Source organism: Primorskyibacter marinus (genome assembly GCF_003313245.1).
Lineage (GTDB): Bacteria > Pseudomonadota > Alphaproteobacteria > Rhodobacterales > Rhodobacteraceae > Primorskyibacter > Primorskyibacter marinus.
In genome coordinates, this window is the sequence record NZ_QJSD01000019.1 from 1 (window position 1) to 21,221 (window position 21,221).

Annotated in this window: 15 protein-coding genes; 2 read left to right on the top strand and 13 right to left on the bottom strand. The window is 60.1% G+C overall.

Translation table 11 applies throughout. The annotated features are described in order from the left end of the window. Window positions 1–233: 233 nt before the first annotated feature. From glyA (DMZ65_RS16455) to DMZ65_RS16480, 6 genes are read right to left on the bottom strand one after another with little or no spacing between them, the layout of a single operon-like run. Window positions 234–1,529 carry a serine hydroxymethyltransferase gene (gene glyA, locus DMZ65_RS16455; RefSeq protein WP_116599912.1) on the bottom strand — a complete coding sequence of 432 codons (1,296 nt, stop codon included), beginning with the start codon at window positions 1,527–1,529 and terminating at the stop codon, window positions 234–236. A 25-nt stretch (window positions 1,530–1,554) separates the two neighbouring features. After that, window positions 1,555–4,221, bottom strand: coding sequence for a phosphoenolpyruvate carboxylase (locus DMZ65_RS16460; RefSeq protein ID WP_116599913.1), 2,667 nt, complete (start codon window positions 4,219–4,221; stop codon window positions 1,555–1,557). Continuing rightward, window positions 4,221–5,192 (bottom strand): 2-hydroxyacid dehydrogenase, encoded by a 972-nt coding sequence (locus DMZ65_RS16465; protein ID WP_084353735.1) that lies wholly within the window; start codon window positions 5,190–5,192, stop codon window positions 4,221–4,223. The genes DMZ65_RS16460 and DMZ65_RS16465 overlap by 1 nt, the downstream gene beginning before the upstream one ends. A gap of 12 nt (window positions 5,193–5,204) precedes the next feature. Then, the gene (sucD, locus tag DMZ65_RS16470; protein WP_116599914.1) at window positions 5,205–6,086 is read right to left on the bottom strand and encodes a succinate--CoA ligase subunit alpha; all 882 of its coding nucleotides are present in this window, start codon (window positions 6,084–6,086) and stop codon (window positions 5,205–5,207) included. Continuing rightward, complete coding sequence (locus DMZ65_RS16475; protein ID WP_116599915.1) at window positions 6,086–7,282, bottom strand: malate--CoA ligase subunit beta; 1,197 nt, start codon at window positions 7,280–7,282, stop codon at window positions 6,086–6,088. Before DMZ65_RS16475 ends, sucD begins: the two co-directional genes overlap by 1 nt. Before the next feature lie 24 nt (window positions 7,283–7,306). Beyond that, the gene (locus DMZ65_RS16480; RefSeq protein WP_116599916.1) at window positions 7,307–8,554 is read right to left on the bottom strand and encodes a pyridoxal-phosphate-dependent aminotransferase family protein; all 1,248 of its coding nucleotides are present in this window, start codon (window positions 8,552–8,554) and stop codon (window positions 7,307–7,309) included. A 201-nt stretch (window positions 8,555–8,755) separates the two neighbouring features. Here DMZ65_RS16480 and DMZ65_RS16485 point away from each other — a divergent pair, with 201 nt between their 5' ends. Together DMZ65_RS16485 and DMZ65_RS16490 are read left to right on the top strand one after the other, a co-directional pair. After that, window positions 8,756–9,412, top strand: coding sequence for a response regulator transcription factor (locus DMZ65_RS16485; RefSeq protein WP_232825041.1), 657 nt, complete (start codon window positions 8,756–8,758; stop codon window positions 9,410–9,412). A gap of 98 nt (window positions 9,413–9,510) precedes the next feature. Beyond that, the gene (locus DMZ65_RS16490) at window positions 9,511–10,488 is read left to right on the top strand and encodes an HpcH/HpaI aldolase/citrate lyase family protein (RefSeq protein WP_116599917.1); all 978 of its coding nucleotides are present in this window, start codon (window positions 9,511–9,513) and stop codon (window positions 10,486–10,488) included. Between the two features lie 254 nt (window positions 10,489–10,742). Here the strand turns inward: DMZ65_RS16490 and DMZ65_RS16495 are convergent, their stop codons facing one another. From DMZ65_RS16495 to glyA (DMZ65_RS16525), 7 genes are all read right to left on the bottom strand, one after another. Beyond that, on the bottom strand, window positions 10,743–11,171 hold the full coding sequence (locus tag DMZ65_RS16495) for a group II truncated hemoglobin (RefSeq protein ID WP_116599918.1): 429 nt from the start codon (window positions 11,169–11,171) through the stop codon (window positions 10,743–10,745). Between the two features lie 45 nt (window positions 11,172–11,216). After that, window positions 11,217–12,110, bottom strand: a complete 894-nt coding sequence (locus tag DMZ65_RS16500; RefSeq protein WP_269801570.1) for a bifunctional 5,10-methylenetetrahydrofolate dehydrogenase/5,10-methenyltetrahydrofolate cyclohydrolase — start codon at window positions 12,108–12,110, stop codon at window positions 11,217–11,219. Continuing rightward, window positions 12,107–12,997: a bifunctional methylenetetrahydrofolate dehydrogenase/methenyltetrahydrofolate cyclohydrolase FolD gene (folD, locus tag DMZ65_RS16505; protein WP_116599919.1), complete on the bottom strand. Its 891-nt coding sequence runs from the start codon at window positions 12,995–12,997 to the stop codon at window positions 12,107–12,109. The genes DMZ65_RS16500 and folD overlap by 4 nt, the downstream gene beginning before the upstream one ends. Before the next feature lie 116 nt (window positions 12,998–13,113). Continuing rightward, complete coding sequence (locus DMZ65_RS16510; RefSeq protein WP_116599920.1) at window positions 13,114–14,790, bottom strand: formate--tetrahydrofolate ligase; 1,677 nt, start codon at window positions 14,788–14,790, stop codon at window positions 13,114–13,116. Window positions 14,791–14,841: 51 nt separating this feature from the next. Then, window positions 14,842–17,622 (bottom strand): formate dehydrogenase subunit alpha, encoded by a 2,781-nt coding sequence (gene fdhF, locus DMZ65_RS16515; RefSeq protein ID WP_116599921.1) that lies wholly within the window; start codon window positions 17,620–17,622, stop codon window positions 14,842–14,844. After that, window positions 17,619–19,358: an NAD(P)H-dependent oxidoreductase subunit E gene (locus DMZ65_RS16520; protein WP_198662718.1), complete on the bottom strand. Its 1,740-nt coding sequence runs from the start codon at window positions 19,356–19,358 to the stop codon at window positions 17,619–17,621. Before DMZ65_RS16520 ends, fdhF begins: the two co-directional genes overlap by 4 nt. 567 nt (window positions 19,359–19,925) lie before the next feature. Then, the gene (gene glyA / locus DMZ65_RS16525; RefSeq protein ID WP_116599935.1) at window positions 19,926–21,200 is read right to left on the bottom strand and encodes a serine hydroxymethyltransferase; all 1,275 of its coding nucleotides are present in this window, start codon (window positions 21,198–21,200) and stop codon (window positions 19,926–19,928) included. Window positions 21,201–21,221 lie beyond the last annotated feature (21 nt).

The following is a 21,221-nucleotide window of genomic DNA, read 5'->3' on the forward strand; positions in this document are numbered from 1 at the left end:
GAGTGAGGGGCCAGCCCCTCACACTCCCCGGAGTATTTTTGCCAATGAGAATTTGAAAGAGGGGCTGGCGAGAGAAGGCGGGGTTCGGGATGACGGAGGCTGGAATATGGTTTTCTAGCCTCGGTCGACTGGTTCTGGACGGCCCGTCTCTGCATCGTTTCCTGTCAGAATGTCCGCCGGAAAGTTATGCCCCGCCCCCGGTGCCTGTCTGGGGGCAGGTGCTGGATGCCGCTTCAGATGTCCGGGTAGATCGGGAAGCGTTTGCACAGCGCTTCGACTTCGGCGCGGATCTTGACTTCGACCTCTGTGTTGCCGTCTTCGCCGTTGGCTGCGAGGCCGTCGACCACCTGGATGATCCAGTCGGCGATCTGGCGGAATTCGGCCTCACCGAAGCCGCGTGTGGTACCGGCGGGGCTGCCCAGCCGGATGCCGCTGGTCACGGTCGGCTTTTCGGGATCGAATGGCACGCCGTTCTTGTTGCAGGTGATATGCGCCCGCCCCAGGGCCTTTTCCGTGGCGTTGCCTTTCACGCCTTTGGGCCGCAGGTCGACCAGCACCACATGCGTGTCGGTGCCGTGGGTGACCGTGTCCAGCCCGCCCTTGATCAGCTGGTCGCTCAGCGCCTGCGCGTTGGCGATGACCTGTTTGGCATAGGTCTTGAAGGAGGGGTCCAGCGCCTCGCCGAAAGCCACCGCCTTGGCCGCGATCACATGCATCAGCGGGCCGCCCTGGATGCCGGGGAAGATCGCCGAGTTGACCTTTTTGGCGATCTCCTCGTCATTGGTCAGGATCATGCCGCCGCGGGGCCCGCGCAGGGTTTTATGCGTCGTCGTGGTGGCGACATGCGCATGCGGGAAGGGGCTGGGATGTTCGCCCGCGGCCACGAGACCGGCGAAATGCGCCATGTCGACCAGCAGATAGGCACCCACGCTGTCGGCGATCTCGCGCATCCGGGCAAAGTCGATCCGGCGCGGAATCGCCGACCCACCGGCGATCAGCAGCTTGGGCTTATGTTCCGCCGCCAGCGCCGCAACCTGATCGTAATCCAGCATATTGTCCTGCTCGCGCACGCCGTATTGGACCGAGTTGAACCATTTGCCCGACTGGTTGGGCCGCGCGCCATGGGTCAGGTGACCGCCCGCATCGAGGCTCATGCCCAGGATGGTGTCGCCGGGTTTGATCAGCGCCTGGAACACGCCCTGATTGGCCTGGCTGCCGGAATTGGGCTGCACATTGGCAAAGCCGCAGCCAAACAGCTGGCAGGCGCGGTCGATGGCAAGGTTTTCGGCCACATCGACCCAGTCACAGCCACCGTAATAGCGCCGGCCCGGATAGCCTTCGGCATATTTGTTGGTCAGCACAGAGCCCTGCGCCTGCATCACCGCCCGGCTGACGATGTTCTCGGAGGCGATCAACTCGATCTCGTCGCGCTGGCGGCCAAGCTCGCCCGTGATCGCGGCAAATACATCCGCGTCACGATCAGAAAGCGGTTCAGTGAAAAATCCTGTGGCGCGGTGGGGGGCATTCATGTCTGCATTTCCTTCGATATTGGGGCTATCCGGTCCAACCAAGTGCGGCGGCAACACAATTCATGGATTGCATCAGCGGCACACTTCCCGGACCATCTGTCTTCGAACGGCTGTCTTTCAGCAACGCGATCTGCATATCGTGCACGCGGTCCAGTTCGCCCCGAATGCGCGCAAAGCGGCTGCTCATCATGGGGAAACGGGCACCGATCTGGCCGGCACCGGTGATCGTGCGCAGGCATTGGCAGCTTGCCTCGTATTCGCGTTGGATCATTCCGAAAATGTTGTCGCGAATATCGGTATCGGCAACCAGTTCGGCATAGCGCGCCGCCACATCCATATCCGTATGGAACAGCGATTTTTCCACTTCGTCCACGATCAGCCGAAAAAGCGGCGATTGCGCGAACATGGTCCGCAGCAGCACATCGCCCTCTTCCTTGCGGAACCGTCGAAAAGAGGTGATCGCCGATCCGAACCCATACCAGCCCGTGATAAGGTGGCGGTTCTGCGACCAGGCAAAAACCCACGGGATCGCGCGCAGATCATCAAGGCTTTCGGCCCCGAAACGCCGCGCCGGGCGTGACCCCATCTTGAGCATCGCCAATTCCTCGACCGGGCTGGCATATTGGAAATAGCTCACGAATCCGGGCTGGTGCAGCAAAGTGCTGTAGGCGGTCTGCGACATTCCCGACAGCGCCTCCAGCGCGTCGTGATGGTCTGGCCTGTTTTCGGGCGCGACTTTGCTTAAGGACCGCGCAAGAACCGAAGACGCGAGCAGTTCCAGTTCATGTTGAGCAGTGCCGCGATTGGCAAATTTGGACGAGACGACCTCGCCCTGTTCGGTGGTCCGCAGCTTGCCGTGCACAGTGCCATGCGGCTGGGCCGCGATGGCACGTTCCGTTGGCGCGCCACCCCGGCTGACCGACCCGCCGCGCCCGTGGAAAAAGACCGGGCGGCAATCATGTGCCTGAAGGCTGCGGGTGATGTTGCGCTGCGCTTTTTCCAATTCCCAGGTGGAACAGATGAATCCGCCATCCTTGTTGCTGTCGGAATAGCCCAGCATCACCTCGATCTGGCTGTCGCGGCCGACAAGGCTGCGCCGGGCCAGCGGCACCTTAAGCAACTGGTCCAGGATCTGTGGTGCAGCGCGCAGGTCGTCTATCGTTTCAAAAAGCGGCACAACAGACAGGTCCAGCTTTTCAGCCCCAAAGCCAGCGTATCGCGCCAGCAAATAGACCCCAAGCAGATCGTCACAAGACCGCGTCATCGACAGGATAAACGGGCCCATCGCCTGCGGATCGCCGCCCAGAGATGCCTGTCGCATCAGTGTCAGCAACGCCATCATTTCGCGGGCTTCGTCGCCCAGCTTGTCATGATCGACCCATCGCAGATCGGCGCTGCCTAGATCCCGGCGCAACCGCGCTGACCATTCGGGTGTTCCATATTCGGGCGGGGTTTCGGTCAGTGCCCAGATTTCGGTGATCACGCGCGTGGTCACGGAAGAGTTCTGCCGGACGTCCAGCGTAACGGTCCGAAATCCGAACACTTCCGCCTGCCAGCGGATCGGCTGGATGTGTCGGGCCGCCAACCGGGCGGCACCGATTGCGACAAGGCCGTCCTCGATCCGGCGCAGATCCTGAATAAAGTCCCGAACCTGTCGATACGTCCCTGCCCCACCTGATTGCGTGGTTTTTATGCGCCGCGCCATCGCGCTCAGCGCCTGTCGAAAATGCTCGCCGGGATTGGGATGGATGGCGCTGTCGGCAGGTGGCGCTGCATCTATGATCTTTGTCAGCACTTCAAGCGTCTCGGGCGGCAGTCCGGCAATCGCGGTGCTGACGCTGATGTGTCTGGCAGCATCGGTCAATTCGGTCACATACCGCGCGAGGATGGTTGCCCGGTTCCTCTTCAGTGCGGCCTGCGTGGTTTGCGTGGTGACATTGGGGTTGCCGTCGCGATCCCCACCGATCCAGGAATGGAAATGCACACAGGGCGACGTATCGCCCCCGATACCGAAGCGGCTTTGCGCAGCATCATGGAACCTGTGATAAAGTTCGGGCACCGCGTCGAAAAGCGCGTCGCGGAAAAACTGCAAGCCCCATTCGATTTCATCTTCGGGCGTGGGGCGCTGCAAACGCAACTCACCGGTCAACCACAGCAGGTCGATCTCACTTTCCAGATCCCGCATGAGGTCACGGCGTTCGCGCGGCGTCCAGCGCCGTGTCTCAAGCTTCACCAGTCCGCGGTAGATGCGGCGATGGATCTCAAGAACGGTAACGCGCTTTGCTTCCGTGGGGTGCGCCGTCAATGTCGGGCCAACCGACAGGCGCTGCGCGGCATCATCGAAGTCCGCCCGCGAGACATCTCCCGCGTCAGCCAGTGCTCTGGCGAAACTGCCACTCACCGCATCGGCTCCGTCTTTGGTCTCTGCTTCGCGCCGGGCCCGCATCGCGGCGTTTTCTTCCACGATCTTCAGAAGTTGAAACCAGATATTCAACGCCTGAAGATAGCTGGCCTGATCCTTGCCTTGCGGCAGGGAGCCATCAGAGCTGTCGAGCAATGGCAGGACTTGCGGCGCACGATGTGCAATCACATTGCGCCACAGTTCCTGCACCTCGGTCCGCAGGGTGTCGGCATAGGCATCGGATACTGCAAGAGCGTGCTCCGGCCCGGTGGACGCCTCGGCTTGTGCCATCAGTTGACCCTGTCCCTCGGTTCGCGCCCTTCAAAGAAATCGCGCAGGTTATCAATGACCCTGAAGCCCATCGCCTCGCGGGATTCGTGGGTGGCGCTGCCCAGATGCGGCAGCATCACCAGACGGTCACAATCCAGAAGCGCCGGATTGATCCGTGGTTCACCCACGAACACATCAAGTGCTGCCCCTCCGATCGTGTTGAACCAAAGCGCCTGCGACAGCGCCAGTTCGTCTATCACCTCGCCACGGGCCGTGTTGATCAAGAAGGCGTCCGGCTTCATCAGTTCCAGCCGGGCAGAGTTGATCATGTTCCGATTTTCGGCACCGCCCGGACAATGCAGCGAAACAAAATCGCAAAGCGGCATCAGCGTTTCGATGTCATCGACCTGGGTGGCGTTGCATTGTGCCAGCACTTCGGGCGCAACCTTGCTGCGGTTCTGCACCACGATCTTCATGCCGAAACCATGATGCGCCCGGCGGGCGACCTCCTGACCGATCCTGCCGAACCCGATGATCCCGAGCGTCTTGCCCGAGACCTTGGTTCCAACCAGATGCGTCGGCCGCCAACCCGTCCAGCGGCCTTCGCGGATCTCACGTTCCCCTTCGCCTGCCCGCCTTGCAACCATCAGCAAAAGCGTCATGGCAAGATCGGCGGTACATTCGCTGAGAACATCCGGTGTGTTCGTGACGGTGATGCCAAGATCATTCGCGGCGGCGATGTCGATATGGGTATAACCGACCCCGTAATTGGCGATGATCCTGGTCTGTACAGACTTCATCTGCATCGCCTCGCCACCGATTGAATCGGTCACGGTCGGCAGCACGGCGTCACACGAAGACAGCGCCGCCCGAAAGTCCTCCGGGCCAAGCGGTTTGTCCGATGTGTTGAGGACCGTATCGAAACTTTCGGAAAGTTGCGCTTCGACCGCTGCGGGCCAACGACGCGTGACCAGAACCTTGGGCTTCACCATTGAAACAACCTCCTATTGCATGACACGTTCGATGGTTTCACCGATCACCGCAGGGTTTTCGGCAACGGTCACGCCCGCGGCGGTCAGAATTTCCACCTTTTCGCTGGCGCTTTCCCCGAAGGCCGAGATGATCGCCCCGGCATGTCCCATCGTGCGGCCCTTCGGTGCGGTCAGACCGGCCACATAGGCGACCACTGGCTTGCTGACGTGATCGCGGATATATTCGGCGGCTTCGGCTTCCTGTGGTCCGCCGATCTCGCCGATCATGCAGATGGTATGCGTGTCCGGGTCATTCTCGAACTGTTCAAGGATATCGCGGAAGGAGGACCCGTTGATCGGATCGCCGCCAATCCCCACCGAGGTGGATATCCCGATCCCACGCTCCTTGAGCTGTGCCGCGGCCTCATACCCCAACGTCCCGGACCGCCCGACGATCCCCACATTGCCTTGCAGATAGATATGTCCGGGCATGATCCCCAGAAGCGCCTTGCCGGGGCTGATCGTTCCGGCGCAGTTCGGGCCGGTCAACACCATGCGCCGCTCTTTCGGATAGCGGTACATGTAGCGTTTCACCCGGATCATGTCCTGCGCGGGAATGCCGTCGGTGATGCAGACGCAATACCGGACACCAGCATCGGCTGCTTCCATGATGCTGTCGGCCGCAAAGGGGGGCGGAACAAAGACAAGGGTCGCCTCGGCACCCGTTTCAGCGACGGCTTCCTTCATCGTGTTGAAGACGGGAACGCCTTCGACGGTTTCGCCGCCCTTGCCGGGAACGACACCGCCCACGACATTGGTGCCGTATTCAATCATGTCCTTGGTATGGAACCGGGCCATCTTGCCAGTAATCCCCTGCACAAGCACTTTCGTATCGCGGTCCAGATAGATGCTCATTACACGGCCCTCACTTTGGTGCTTTGATCAAGATCGCTCTGCCACGCGCCGACGGCGCGTTCAGCGGCTTCGACAAGGGTCGTTGCCCTGATAAGTGGCAGACCGCTTTCCGCGAGGATCTTCTGACCCTCCTCGACATTGGTTCCGGCAAGGCGCACGATCACCGGCACGTTTACTTCGACTTCGCGCAGCGCCTTCACCACGCCTTCTGCCACCCAGTCACACCGGTTGATGCCGGCAAAGATATTGACAAGGATCGCTTCGACCTTGGTGTCGGACAAAACCAGACGGAATGCCTTGGCTACCCGTTCAGGCGTGGCACCACCCCCGATATCCAGGAAATTCGCGGGTTCGCCCCCGGCAAGCATGATTGTGTCCATCGTGGCCATCGCAAGCCCGGCACCGTTGACGATGCAGCCGATATTGCCATCCAGACCGACATAAGACAGTCCGCGGTCGGCCGCGCGGCTCTCGCGCGGATCTTCCTGCGATTTGTCGCGCAGTTCGGAAATCTGCGGATGCCGGAACAGCGCATTGTCGTCGAAGGTCATCTTGGCGTCGAGCGCCAGAATACGATTGTCCCCAGTTATGACCAGCGGATTGATTTCAACCATAGTGGCGTCAAGCTCGGTGAAAGCTCGGAAACATCCCTGAAGGGTGCGCACCATCTGCTGCACCATCCCTGCGTCGATCCCCAGCTTGAACGCGATCTCGCGACACTGGAATTCCTGCAAACCCACAGCCGGTTCGACGGTGGCGCGCACGATACTATCGGGCCGGTCAGCCGAGATATCCTCGATCTCCATTCCGCCTTCGGCGCTCGCCACGATCATCACGCGCTGGCTTGTCCGGTCCAGAACGAAGCCCAGATAGATCTCGCGGTCGATCGGCACGGCTGCCTCGACATAGACACGGTAGATGCCTTTGCCCTCGGGGCCGGTCTGATGCGTGACCAGCCTGCGGCCAAACATGTTTTCCGTGACTTCCTGAATTTCGACGTCGCTGTTGCAAACCTTGACGCCACCGGCCAAGCCTCGTCCGCCGGCGTGGATCTGCGCCTTGACCACCCAACGCTCGCCACCCATTTCGCGGGCGCGATATGCGGCCTGTTCAGGACTGTAGGCCAGTGCCCCAGCGGGCACCTCTACGCCAAAGTTACTCAGCACTTCCTTGGCCTGATACTCGTGAATATCCATAGTTCTGTTCCTCCCGGTGACAGATTATTCCGCTGCGATATCGGTGTCGTAATGCCGGTTCAGCCCATCACGGACCGCATCGGTGTCGATCTTGGCACCCAATTCGCGCATTGCGTCACCGAACCGGGTCGCGATCTCAAGGATTGCGTCCTGCGTCAGCAGGTTGAGAATGCCGATACGGATCTGCACCGGTTGCGACAGCGTCGGCCAGATACCGAAACCATTTGCCCGGCAATTCTGAACCAGCTCCATTTCGCGGCCTGCCAATTCCTCGGGCAGGTTCAGCACCACCAGCGACGTCATGTTCGACGACACCTTGCACCCCATTGTCGTCACGGCTTCGCGCAGGGCTGCCTCGTGGAAAGCATAGTCCCGCGCGCGCTGTGCGACGCCATGTTGAAGGGTGATCCGCAGCGCCTCGTGGAAGGCGGCGACCGCATAGGGGCTGTGCGTGCGGTGATACACTCCCTTCTCGGCATCCTTGCCGTCGATAATCCCCCAGTGACGCGCTTCGAGGATCGGATGATGCACGAAGCTGCGGCAGCCTGTGGATTTCAGAACGTCGATATAGCGATCCGTGAACGATACCGGGGCGTAGGTCAGCGGCAGGCAGCAGATGCCTTTCTGCGGGCAAGAGGCCCAGCCGTGCACGCCGGGGAAATCGTCAATCCGGAAATCCTCGACGCCCAGCGACGACACAGCGTCGATCAGGCCCATGACATCATGGCGTTCGCAGGCATCCGAGAACCCGCGCAGATCGTTGATCCGGCCTGAACCGGTTTCCCAATGCGCCATCGCGGCCCATTTCGGCTTATGCTCTGACAGGGCTTTTTCAACGATTTCGCCGCTGACCGACTCACCATGCGGCACGTCGATGATGGTGACAGAGGCAGGCTTGGGGTCCAGTGGATTGGCTGCCAGTTCCTCGGCGGTCGCTGCCTTCATGCGGACAGTCAGGCCATCGATTCCCGAAAACGTGCCGTTATTGAACACGACGACCTTGTCGCCCGGCATCACCGCGTTGAACATTACGTCCAGGCCGCTCCAGCCCGTACCGGCAACGCCGAAAGTATGAACGTTGAGCGTACCCATTACATCGCGCAACATGTGTTTTGCCTCGACCATGCCGCGCAACACATCGGGTTGCATATGATCCGCGACCCCCGCAGCGGTGAAACGCTGCAACACACGAGGATCGGTATTGCCGGGCCCAGGCCCTGCGGCAAGAGTTTGCGGAATGTCGAGCTGCGGGAAGATCTCAGTGTCGGTCATGCTGATATTTTTCCTATCAGTTAATTTCCAGTCCCCATCAGGAAACACTCACTCGACAAATCGCGCAACATCCGTCATTACTGCTTTTGGGTATCTAAATGGGTGGGGAAATCACTATCCTTTCAGGCAAATATGCCATGGTATACTGTTTTAGACCCTACCCAAACGTATAGTTTATGCAAATAAAGGCTATGATTTGATATGGTTAACGAAATCGCACCCCCGATCAGCATCATGTTGGCCGACAGCAATCCGCTCGTTCTGTCGGCAATGTCCGCCTATTTTGAGCGCGACAAGCGATTCTCGTTGATTGCCACCTCCGGCACCGCCGAAGGTTTTCTTGGAACGGTCATGCGGGTGCCGGTGCAGGTCGGTGTCATCGACTGGAATCTGCCCGTGCTGGGCGGTGCCAGGCTGCTGGAAGTGCTGCGCGAGCACGAAAAAGCACCGCGGCTGGTCGTCTATGCGGATGAGAACAGCGATGCGCATCGCGGCGCAATGGCGGCAGGTGCGGCCGGTTTTGTGGCGCGGAACGGCCCTGTCGAGGGGTTGCTTGACACCTGCATCGCGGTCGCGGCGGGGCAGATGGTCTTTCCGTTTCTCGATGTGCGCGACCTTCAGAAGGATCCGATCCATTCCCTGTCGCGGCGCGAGCGGATCATGCTTGAGGCGCTGTCGAAAGGTCTGACCAATCGCGAGCTTTCGAAGGAATTGGATATTTCGATAAACACCGTGAAATTCCACCTCTCGAACCTGTTCGAAAAACTCTCGGTCAGGAACCGGGCGCAAGCGATCGCCTTCTACTACAGCAGCCGCTTGCCCGGAGAACGAGCCTCGCGTGAGCAAGCCGAAGAATGACCCGGTTTGACAGGCTCGGAATTATTTTCTTGACAGGAAACTATTCTTCCTACTTGCATAGGGGCTGCCAGAGCAATGACCGCCAAGGAGCATAGAACATGAGTTTCCATCCAATCGAACAGGCCCCCGGACGCCTGAACAGAAGCGAGTTGGCCGTTCCCGGAAGTCAGCCACAAATGTTTGAAAAAGCAGCTGATTCTGACGCCGACGTGATCTTTCTGGATCTCGAAGATGCCGTCGCTCCCGACGAAAAATTGCAAGCCCGAAAGAACATCATCAAGGCGCTGAATGAGATCGACTGGGGCAAAAAATCCATGTCGATTCGGATCAACGGGCTTGATACGCACTACATGTATCGCGACGTTGTGGACATTGTTGAACAGGCCGGCGAACGTCTGGATCTGATCATGATCCCCAAAGTAGGCACTGCCGCAGATGTCTATGCCGTGGACATGCTGCTGACCCAGGTCGAGGATGCCACAGGTCTCAAAAAGCGCATCGGCTTCGAACATATCATCGAAACAGCCCTTGGCATGCAAAACGTCCACGAGATCGCCGCCGCGTCCAAACGCAACGAAAGCCTGCATTTCGGTGTCGCGGACTACGCCGCAAGCATGCGTGCACGCACCACCGTTATCGGTGGTGTCAACGAGCATTATTCCGTGCTGACGGATCCAGACGGTGACGGCAATCGCCAAACTCACTGGGGCGACATGTGGCACTACGCCATTTCGCGCATGGTCGTCGCCGCCCGCGCCAACGGTCTGCGCCCACTGGACGGCCCGTTCGGCGATTTTTCCGATCCCGACGGGTTCAAGGCAGCCGCCTACCGTGCTGCCGTCATCGGCTGCGAGGGGAAATGGGCCATCCATCCCAGCCAGATCGCCCTTGCAAACGAGGTGATGAGCCCTTCCAAAGACGAGGTGGATCGGGCCGAACGTATCCTCAAGGCGATGGCCGAAGCCGAAGCGGCAGGCAAAGGTGCTGTATCGCTTGATGGCCGTCTGATCGACTATGCCTCCATCCGCCAGGCCGAAGTCCTGGTGGAAAAGGCCAAGCAGATCAGCGCTGGCTAGCATCACGGCTGACGCGTATTCTGGCGCGTCAGCCGTCTATCCATCCCGTGAATGTCGCCGCTGCTGCCTTGCAGTAGCAGGACAGTACCGGGCGCACCCGTCGGCACACCCCTCCCGGCCGACGGGTGCCATTTTCCATTCGACGCTCGATAAAATCGCGCTTGCAGTGCTTCGTCGGCTGAATGCAAAAAAGGCGCGTCTGACCCGACAGACGCGCTTGCAATGCGATCACTCAGAAAGTGCCAAGTAGATTATCAGCTTGTCTGCGGTCCCTCGGTCGCTGGCACACCCCAAGCGCCCAAATCGTTGACCAGAAGCATCGCCACACGCCGCAGCACGCCGCGCAATCGCTCGATTTCAGGTCCGGCAAGTCCGTTGACTTCCAGTGCCTTATCCATACAGGTCAACCAGTTTTCGGCTTCCGCTTCTGAAATCGGCACATGCTCATGCATCAATTTCACGTCCATATGGCCGAATTTCTCTTCGTAGTAACGCCGACCGCCCAGAAAACCGGACATGAAGTTGAACTGTTCCAGCCGGACATGCGCCAACCCATGGCCCCGGTCATGCATCTTCTTGATCTCGGCACCTTCGGGCATCGTCTCGATGAGGTCGTAAAAGTCATTCACCAGTTTGCGCAGCGCGTCTTCGCCGCCAATCTGTTCCAGCATGCTCTGCTTCATGTTCGTCCTCCTCTCAAAAAGAGACCCGCCAAGATGCAGTCAGCCTCAGCAGATCCAGCCGACCTCCCTCTGGCGCTGGTGTGCGATCATCGCGTTGCGCATCAGAATGGCGACCGTCACCGGCCCCACCCCGCCCGGCACAGGCGTCACCCAACCGGCGACCTCCTTGACCGCAGCAGTATCAACATCTCCGACGATCTGGGTTTTACCGGCCGCATCCGTGATCTGGTTGATGCCAATATCGATCACAACCGCGCCCGGCTTGACCATATCCGCCCCGATCAGATGCGGTTTCCCCACCGCAACCACCAGCACATCCGCGCGGCGTGAATGCATCGCAAGCGCCCTGGTCATGTGATGGCAGACGGTGACGGTCGCACCCTCCGCCATCAATAACAAAGCAGCCGGTTTGCCGACGATCTCCGAATGACCGACCATGACAACTTCGAGCCCCTTGAGCTCCAGTCCGGTTTCCCTGATCAATTCAACCGCCGCCGCCGCCGTACAGGGTGCCAGCGCCATGTCTGAATAGACGATATTCCCGATGGAGGCGGGGTTCATACCCTCCACATCCTTCAACGGGTGAATAGCCGACTGCAACGAACGGACATTGATATGATCCGGAACAGGGCGTTGCAGAATGATGCCCACAATGCTGGGATCGTCATTCATCTCGACGATCAGTTGCTTGCATTCTTCCTGGCTGACCTCATCGCTCCAGAGCTCTTGATAGAAACGCAGGCCGGCCTTTTGCGCGGCCAGCGCCTGATTGCGCACATAGACCGCGACTTCGGGGCTGTCGCCGATACTCACGGACACCAGCCGAGCGCCCTTCTGGCCGACATCTGCACCCGCAAAATAGGCGGATACATCATCCAGAATACGCGCCATGACGGCCTTGCCGTCGATCAGCCGATGGTCTTGCGGCGCATCCTTCACGCCGTGAGTCCCTCAGGTTCAGCAAGCCCATTCGCCCGGCAACAGGCCGTCACGGTGTTCGCCAGCAAACAGGCGATGGTCATTGGCCCCACGCCGCCTGGCACCGGGGTGATCGCACCGGCAACGGCGGCGCAGCTGTCGAAATCGGCATCGCCCACCAGCTTGTTCTTGCCATCGCGCTCGATGCGGTTGATGCCGACATCGATCACGGTCGCGCCGGGTTTGATCCAGTCGCCCGGCACCATCTCGGGCCGCCCCACCGCAGCAACGACGATATCGGCGCGGCGCACCACGTCGGCAAGATCCTTCGTACGGCTATGCGCGATGGTCACGGTGCAGCTGTCTCCCAGCAACAATTGCGCCATCGGCTTGCCCACGATATTGGACCGTCCAATGACAACCGCGTCCATTCCAGACAGGCTGCCATGGTGGTCGCGCAGCATCATAAGGCAGCCCAGCGGCGTGCAGGGCACCATGCTTTTCTGTCCGGTGCCCAAGAGTCCGACGTTGGAAATGTGAAACCCGTCGACATCCTTTTCAGGCGCGACCGAATTGATCACCAGATCTTCATCCAGATGCTTCGGCAAAGGCAGTTGCACCAGAATGCCGTGGATCTCTGGATCATTGTTCAACTGGTCGATCAGAGACAGCAGATCGGCTTCTGACGTATCGGCATCCAGCTTGTGCTCGACCGAATTCATCCCGACCTCGACAGTCATCTTGCCCTTGGAACGGACATAAACCTGCGATGCCGGATCTTCGCCGACAAGCACAACCGCCAGACCCGGCTTGAGGTCATGGTCTGTCTTCAATCGCGTCACATGCTCAGCCACCTGTTCGCGCACGCGTGCCGCGAATGCCTTGCCGTCGATGATTGTCGCTGTCATCGGATTACCTTCTTGTTTGTCTGGTCGAAATATCCACCACCACAAGTCAGAACCAGGCGGCAGATGGGAGGGTGGGCGGGGCGTCGGCGCAGCCGCGCGACGTCCCGCCCGTCAAGTCAAAACAACCCTTCGACGTCGCCGTCTGCGTTGAGCCTGATATTCTCCGCCGAAGGCACGCGCGGCAAGCCCGGCATGGTCATGATCTCACCGCAGATCACCACCACGAAACCCGCCCCCGCACTCAGGCGAACCTCACGGACCGGCACGCTGAACCCGGTGGGCGCTCCGCGACGGTCGGGATCGGTGGTAAAGCTGTATTGGGTCTTGGCCATGCAAATTGGCAGATTGCCATATCCCTGCGATTCCCATTCCTTGAGCTGGTTGCGAACCTTCTGATCCGCCAGCACTTCATCGGCCCGGTAGATGCGCTTGGCCACGGTTTCGATCTTCTGCATCAACGGCATTTCGTCGGGATAGATTGGCGAGAAATTGGCGCTTTCGCCATCGGCGATTTCGGCCACACGCGTCGCCAGATCGGCAGACCCTTCGGACCCCAACTCCCAATGCCGCGACAGGATCGCCTCAGAGCCTTGCCCCTTGACATATTCCTTGACCGCATCAACCTCGGCATCGGTATCCGTCACGAAATGGTTGATCGCAACGACCACCGGCACACCGAAGGATTTGACGTTCTCGATATGACGTCCCAGGTTTGCGCAGCCCTTCTTGACCGCGTCCACGTTCTCGGCCCCCAAATCCGCCTTGGCAACGCCGCCGTTCATCTTCATCGCCCGCACCGTGGCGACCAGCACCACACAGGACGGTGCCAGACCGGCCTTGCGACACTTGATGTTCATGAACTTCTCGGCCCCCAGATCAGCACCGAAACCGGCTTCGGTCACGACATAATCCGCAAGCTTCAGAGCGGTGGTTGTGGCGATGACCGAGTTACAGCCATGCGCGATATTGGCGAAGGGTCCGCCATGCACGAAGGCCGGGTTGTTTTCCAGGGTCTGCACCAGGTTGGGCTGCATCGCGTCCTTGAGCAGAACGGTCATCGCGCCGTCGGCCTTGATGTCGCGGGCAAAGACCGGAGTCTTGTCGCGGCGATAGGCCACGATCATATCGCCAAGTCGTTGTTGCAGGTCTTCCAGATTCTTGGCCAGACACAGGATCGCCATGACCTCGGACGCGACGGTGATGTCGAACCCGGTTTCGCGCGGGAAGCCGTTGGCCACGCCGCCCAGGCTGGCCGTGATCTGGCGCAACGCGCGGTCGTTCATGTCGACGATGCGGCGCCAAACGACGCGGCGCGTGTCGATCTCAAGCTCATTACCCCAGTAGATGTGGTTGTCGATCATCGCTGACAGCAACGAATGGGCAGAGGTGATCGCATGGAAGTCGCCGGTGAAATGCAGGTTCATTTCTTCCATCGGAACGATCTGTGCATAGCCGCCACCCGCAGCGCCACCCTTCATGCCGAAGTTCGGCCCAAGCGAGGCTTCGCGGATACAAACGGCCGCTTTCTTGCCGATCCGGTTCAGTCCGTCACCCAGACCCACGGTTGTTGTCGTCTTGCCTTCACCGGCAGGTGTCGGGTTGATCGCGGTGACAAGGATCAGCTTGCCGTTGTTATTTTTCTGCACCCCGTCGATGAAGGACTGGCTGACCTTCGCCTTGTCGTGGCCGTAGGGCAGCAGATCGTCGCTGCCGATGCCCAATTTGTCGCCGATCTCCTGGATGGGTCGTTTCTTCGCTTCGCGGGCGATTTGGATGTCGGTCTTGAAGGCCATTTGGTCGTGCTCCCTGTCAGGATTGAGTGCTGTGGTCTGTTGGATTGCCGATCATTCGGCAACCAATGCGCTGTCCGGTGCCTTTTCCACCCGGACAGCGGCGAACTTGAATTCCGGAATCTTGCCATAAGGGTCAATCGCCGGGTTGGTGAGGATGTTGGCCGCGGCCTCGACATAGGCGAAGGGCAGGAACACCATGTCTTCGGAAATGGCACGATCCGCGCGCGCCATGATCGTGATCGTACCCCGCCTCGTGCTCAGGTGGATCATGCCGCCCGGCACCACGCCCAGCTTGCGCAAGGTTTTCGGATGCAGCGACGCGTTGGCCTCTGGCTCGACCGAATCGAGCACCTTGGCGCGGCGCGTCATGGAGCCGGTATGCCAGTGTTCAAGCTGGCGACCCGTGGTCAGGATCATCGGATACTCGGCATCGGGCACCTCGTCAGGCGCGATCACGCTGGCAGGGGTGAACTTCGCACGACCATCAGGGCGCGGGAATCCATCCCCGAACACAACGGGCTGGCCGGGATCTTCGGGCGACAGCGACGGGTAGGTCACTGCCTCTGTTTTCAGGCGGTCCCATGTGATGTTGTCGAGAGAGCGCATATTCACTGCCATCTCTTCGAAGACCTGACCGGGGTCGGTATAGGTCCAGCCCAGGCCAAGACGCTTGGCCAATTCAACCTCGATCCACCAATCCTCTTTCGCGTCGCCCGGCGGTGACACCGCCTGACGGACCATCTGCACCTGACGGTTGGTATTGCTGACCGTGCCGGATTTCTCATAGAGGGTCGAGGCAGGCAGAAGGACATCGGCATAGTTCGCCGTTTCGGTCAGGAAGATGTCCTGAACCACCAGATGTTCCAGCTTGGCAAACGCCTCTCGGGCGTGATCCACATCCGGGTCCGACATTGCCGGGTTCTCGCCCAGAATATACATCGACCGGGTGTTGCCCGCATGAATGTCATCGACGATCTCGGTGACGGTCAGTCCCTTCTCGTTGCTGAAATCCTCGCTGCCCCAAACGTCCGTGAACGCTTTGCGGACATTGTCATCCGTGACGGACTGGTAATCCGGCAGGAACATCGGGACCAGACCCGCATCGGACGCGCCCTGCACGTTGTTCTGTCCGCGCAATGGATGCAGTCCGGTGCCCGGTCGTCCGATCTGGCCGGTCATCAGCGCCAGCGAAATCAGGCAACGCGAATTGTCGGTGCCGTGGATATGCTGGGAAACGCCCATGCCCCAGAAGATCATCGCGGATTTGGCCCCGGCAAAGGTCCGCGCCACGTCGCGCAGCACATCTGCCTCGATGCCACAAATCTCGGCCATCTTTTCGGGGCTGAAGTCTTTCAGATGCGCCTTTTCGGCGTCCCAGTTCTCGGTATAGGCGTCGATATATTGCTGATCGTAAAGCTTTTCCTCGACGATCACATGCATGATCGCGTTCAGCATCGACACGTCCGCGCCGGGGCGGAACTGCAACATATGGCTGGCGAAACGACGCAAGCCAACGCCGCGCGGGTCCATGACGATCAGCTTGCCACCGCGCTTGGTGAACTGCTTGAAGAACGTGGCGGCGACGGGATGGTTTTCCACCGGGTTGGCGCCGATGATGATCGCCACATCGGCATTTTCGATCTCGTTGAACGTCGCCGTGACAGCGCCGGACCCGACGTTTTCGATCAGCGCGGTTACCGAGGACGCGTGGCACAGGCGCGTGCAGTGATCGACGTTGTTGTGCTTGAACCCTTCGCGGATCAGCTTCTGGAACAGATAGGCTTCCTCGTTCGTGCATTTGGCAGAGCCGAAGCCCGCGACAGCCTTGCCGCCATGCGCCTGCGCGATCCGCGCCATGCCACCGGCCGCGAAATCAAGCGCCTCGTCCCAGCTGGCTTCGCGGAAATGCGTGGACAGATTGCCCGGATCGACGTTCAGCCCCTTGGGGGGCGCGTCCTCGCGGCGGATCATCGGTTTGGTCAGGCGGTGGGGGTGATGGATATAGTCGAAACCGAACCGCCCCTTGACGCAAAGCCGTCCTTCATTCGCGGGACCATTGATCCCGTCGACATATTTGACGCGGCCATCCTTGACCTTGAGGCTGACCTGACAGCCCACACCGCAGAACGGGCAGACGGATTCAACCTCTTCGTCGAAATCGGCACTGTCCCCGACCTGTGCGTCGTCAACGACCGTGGCGGGCATCAAGGCCCCTGTCGGGCAGGCCTGCACACATTCGCCGCAGGCGACACAGGTACTGTCGCCCATCGGGTCGGCCAGATCGAATGTCGGATAGGCATCATGCCCGCGACCGGACATGCCGATCACGTCATTCACCTGCACCTCGCGGCACGCCCGGACGCAGAGCCCGCATTGAATGCAGGCGTCCAGATTGACCGACATCGCAACATGGCTGTCGTCGAGCAGCGGGATGCGGCCTTCCTCCAGCTTGGGAAAGCGGCTTTCGCTGACGCCCTGCATGTCCGCCATGTCCCAGAAATGGCTGGATTTGTCATGGGCGACGTCTTGTTCAGGCTGATCGGCCAGCAGCATCTCGACCACCATCTTGCGGGCATTCGTGGCACGCGCATTGTTGGTGGTGACAACCATTCCCTCGGACGGCTCGCGGATGCAGGAGGCGGCCAGTACGCGTTCGCCTTCGATCTCGACCATGCAGGCGCGGCAGTTGCCGTCAGGCCGGTATCCCGGCGCGGGCTTGTGGCACAGGTTGGGAATTATCAGGCCGCGGCCATTGGCCACTTCCCAGATTGTCAGACCCGCCTTTGCTTCTACGGTCTCACCATCGAGGGTGAATGTGACTGTGTCGCTCATTGCGGTTGCTCCTTGTTTTCAAGGCTTTTCGCGGCACCGCCCGGATCGGCGGTGACTTCATCGGCGAAGTGTTTCATCACCAGCCGGATCGGGTTGGGTGCGGCCTGCCCCAGCCCGCAGATCGACGCATCGACCATGGCGGTGCTCAACTCCTCAAGCAAGCCCTGGTCCCAGCTGTCGGCCTGCATCAGCTTGACCGCCTTTTCGCAGCCCACCCGGCACGGCGTACACTGGCCACAGCTTTCATCCTCGAAGAACCGCAGCATGTTCAGGGCCGCCGCCTTTGCACTATCCGCCTCGGACAGCACCACAACGGCAGCCGAGCCGATGAAGCTTCCATGCGGTTGCAACGTGTCAAAGTCCAGCGGCACGTCATCAAGCGACGCAGGCAGCAATCCCGAGGAAGGGCCGCCCGGCTGGTAGGCTTTGAAGACATGACCATCCGCCATGCCGCCGCAAGCCTCGATGATGTCCAGAATGGTGGAGCCTGCTGGCAAAAGGTAAACGCCCGGCTTGGCCACCCGGCCCGATACCGAATAGCTGCGCAGCCCCTTGCGACCGTTCTTTTCCGTCGCGTTCAGGCATTCCGGCCCCTCACGACAGACGCGCGCGATCCACAGCAGAGTCTCGACGTTATGCACCAGCGTGGGGCGTCCGAAGACGCCGACCGCAGCCACATAGGGCGGACGGTGACGGGGCATGCCGCGCTTGCCCTCGATGCTTTCGATCATCGCGGATTCTTCGCCGCAGATATAGGCACCGGCACCGCGCCGCAGCTCGATAAAGCCAGGCTTCACGATACCCGCCTGTTCCAGCGCCGCGATTTCGCGCGCCAGAATCTCCAGCACGGCGGGATATTCGTCACGCATGTAGATAAAGCAGGTGTCGGCCTCGACCGCCCAGGCGGCAATCAACATGCCTTCGAGGAACAGATGCGGCGTGCGCTCAAGATAGTAGCGGTCCTTGAATGTGCCCGGCTCGCCCTCATCGCCATTGACGGCCAGATAGCGCGGGCCGGCATTGCCACGCACGAAACCCCATTTCGTGCCCGATGGGAAACCGGCCCCACCAAGACCGCGCAGGCCGGATTCCTTGACGGTGGCCTGCACCTTTTCCCAGTCGCCATTCTTGCGCAGGGATTTCAGCGACTCGTAACCGCCGTCGCTGACATAAGCGTCGAATTGCTCATATTCGGGCAGATGTGCGTGGGTATCCTGCGCTTCGATGGCTTCACGCACCTTTTCGGGCGTCGCGTGGTCGATATGGTTATGACCCAGTTCCAGCACCGGGGCCGTATCGCAGCGCCCCATGCAGGGTGCCCGCAACACGCGAACCTCGCTGGCGTCCAGCCCGTCCTCCAGCGCCGCCTTCAATTGCTGCGCGCCGGCCAGTTCGCATGACAGCGAATCGCATACGCGAATGGTCAGCGCGGGCGGGGGTGTCTCGCCTTCCTTGACCACATCGAAATGCGCGTAGAAGGTCGCGACTTCGTAGACCTCTGCCATGCTCACACGCAATTCCTCGGCCAAAGCGCGAAGATGTGCGGCGGACAGATGTCCGTATTTGTCCTGAATCAGGTGGAGATATTCGATCAACAGGTCACGGCGGCGCGGCCCAGCACCCAAAAGGCTACGGACCTCGTCCCAGGCTTGATCCTGTAACTGACGTCCCTTGGGCGTATGCCGCCCCTTGCCCTTGCCTGATTTCCAAACGCCTTTTTGCTGATCCAAAGCCATCGGTGCAAGTCTCCCTGTTATTCCCATTGTTTAACTAATTTTCCTTTAGGTCAACATGTTTTGGCTTCACATTCTGCGAGTCTGGGCAGCCATATCGAGGATTTGTTCATAAAATCGTCATAACCGACTATCCGAAAAGTTATTATAGATACATAAGGTTAGGTCGCGGCTTCACAAACCGCGCGCCAGAACCATTAAAATTAGAGCGCAATTTTTCGAGGCAAACCATTTGCAGAGCGTTGCGTGACCACGACGCGCGAAATAACCGCTATCGACCCGCTCGAAGGGTAAAAGTATCGGCTGCGTCGTTTGTCACGCTCATCGCAATATCATGCCGTTTCGGAAAGATCGAGGACACGGCAGACCAATCACAGCCGACACCGGCGCGGCAGGTGTCGCCCCAGGGTCGTCAGGTCAATGGCTGTGGCAATTGCTGACGCTAATGTTGTCATCCGGCCCCCAGATCACATCACTCTTCTCGTGCTAGAACAGAATAGCCCGCACCGCCGGGGTCCAACCGCGCAGCAGCCGAGCTTGCAGATGTCAAAGACGGACAGAAATAGCGGGCTACGGGTCGTTGGCATAGATCGGATGCGCGGCACACAGCGCGCGGACGTCATCCAGCACTGCCGCCTCGACCTCTCCATCGCCTTCGGCGTTGTCTGCAAGTGCGTCGATCACCTTCAGGATCAGTGCGCCCACCTTGCGAAACTCTGCCTCGCCAAAGCCGCGCGTGGTGCCTGCGGAGGTGCCAAGACGCACGCCGGAGGTCACAAACGGCTTTTCGGGGTCGAAGGGGATGGCGTTCTTGTTGCAGGTCAGTCCGGCGCGTTCCAGTGCAATTTCTGCCGCCTTGCCGGTCACACCCTTGGGGCGCAGATCGACCAGAACCATGTGGCAATCGGTGCCGCCGGACACGACACCCAGACCGCCCGCAACCAGAACCTCGGACAGCGCACGCGCATTGGCGATCACGTCTTTGGCGTATTGCGTGAACGAAGGCTCCAGCGCCTCGCCGAAGGCCACGGCCTTGGCTGCGATGACATGCATCAGCGGGCCGCCCTGATTTCCGGGGAACACGGCGGAATTGAACTTCTTGGCCAGCGCCTCGTCATTGCTGAGGATCATGCCACCGCGCGGGCCGCGCAGGGTCTTGTGGGTGGTGGTGGTCACCGCATGGGCATGCGGCAGCGGATCGGGATATTCGCCCGCCGCGACCAGGCCCGCATAATGCGCCATATCGACCATCAGATAGGCACCCACCTCGTCCGCGATTTCGCGGAACGCGGCAAAATCCATATGGCGCGGATAGGCAGAAGCGCCCGCCACGATCAGCTTGGGCTTCGTCTCCAACGCGGTCTTGCGCACATTGGCCATGTCTATCAGGTGATCGCCCCTGGACACCTCATAGCTGACCACATCGAACCATTTGCCCGACATGGTGACGGGCGAGCCATGCGTCAGGTGCCCGCCATGCGCAAGATCGAGCCCCATGATGCGATCGCCCGGTTGCAGCAGCGCCAGAAACACCGCTTGGTTGGCCTGAGCGCCGGAATGCGGCTGGACGTTGGCAAAGCCCGCGCCGAACAGTTCGCGCGCCCGGTCAATGGCGATCTGCTCGACGGTATCGACATGCTCGCAGCCGCCATAGTAGCGCTTGCCCGGATAGCCTTCGGCGTATTTGTTCGTCAGCACCGACCCTTGCGCTTTCAACACATCGGCGCTGACGATATTTTCCGATGCAATCAACTCGATCTGGTTCTGCTGGCGGTCAAGTTCATGGCTGACGGCATCAGCAATGGCAGTGTCGGTGATGCCGGTGGTTTTAGCGGAATCGAGCATGGGAAGGATCCTTTCAGACAT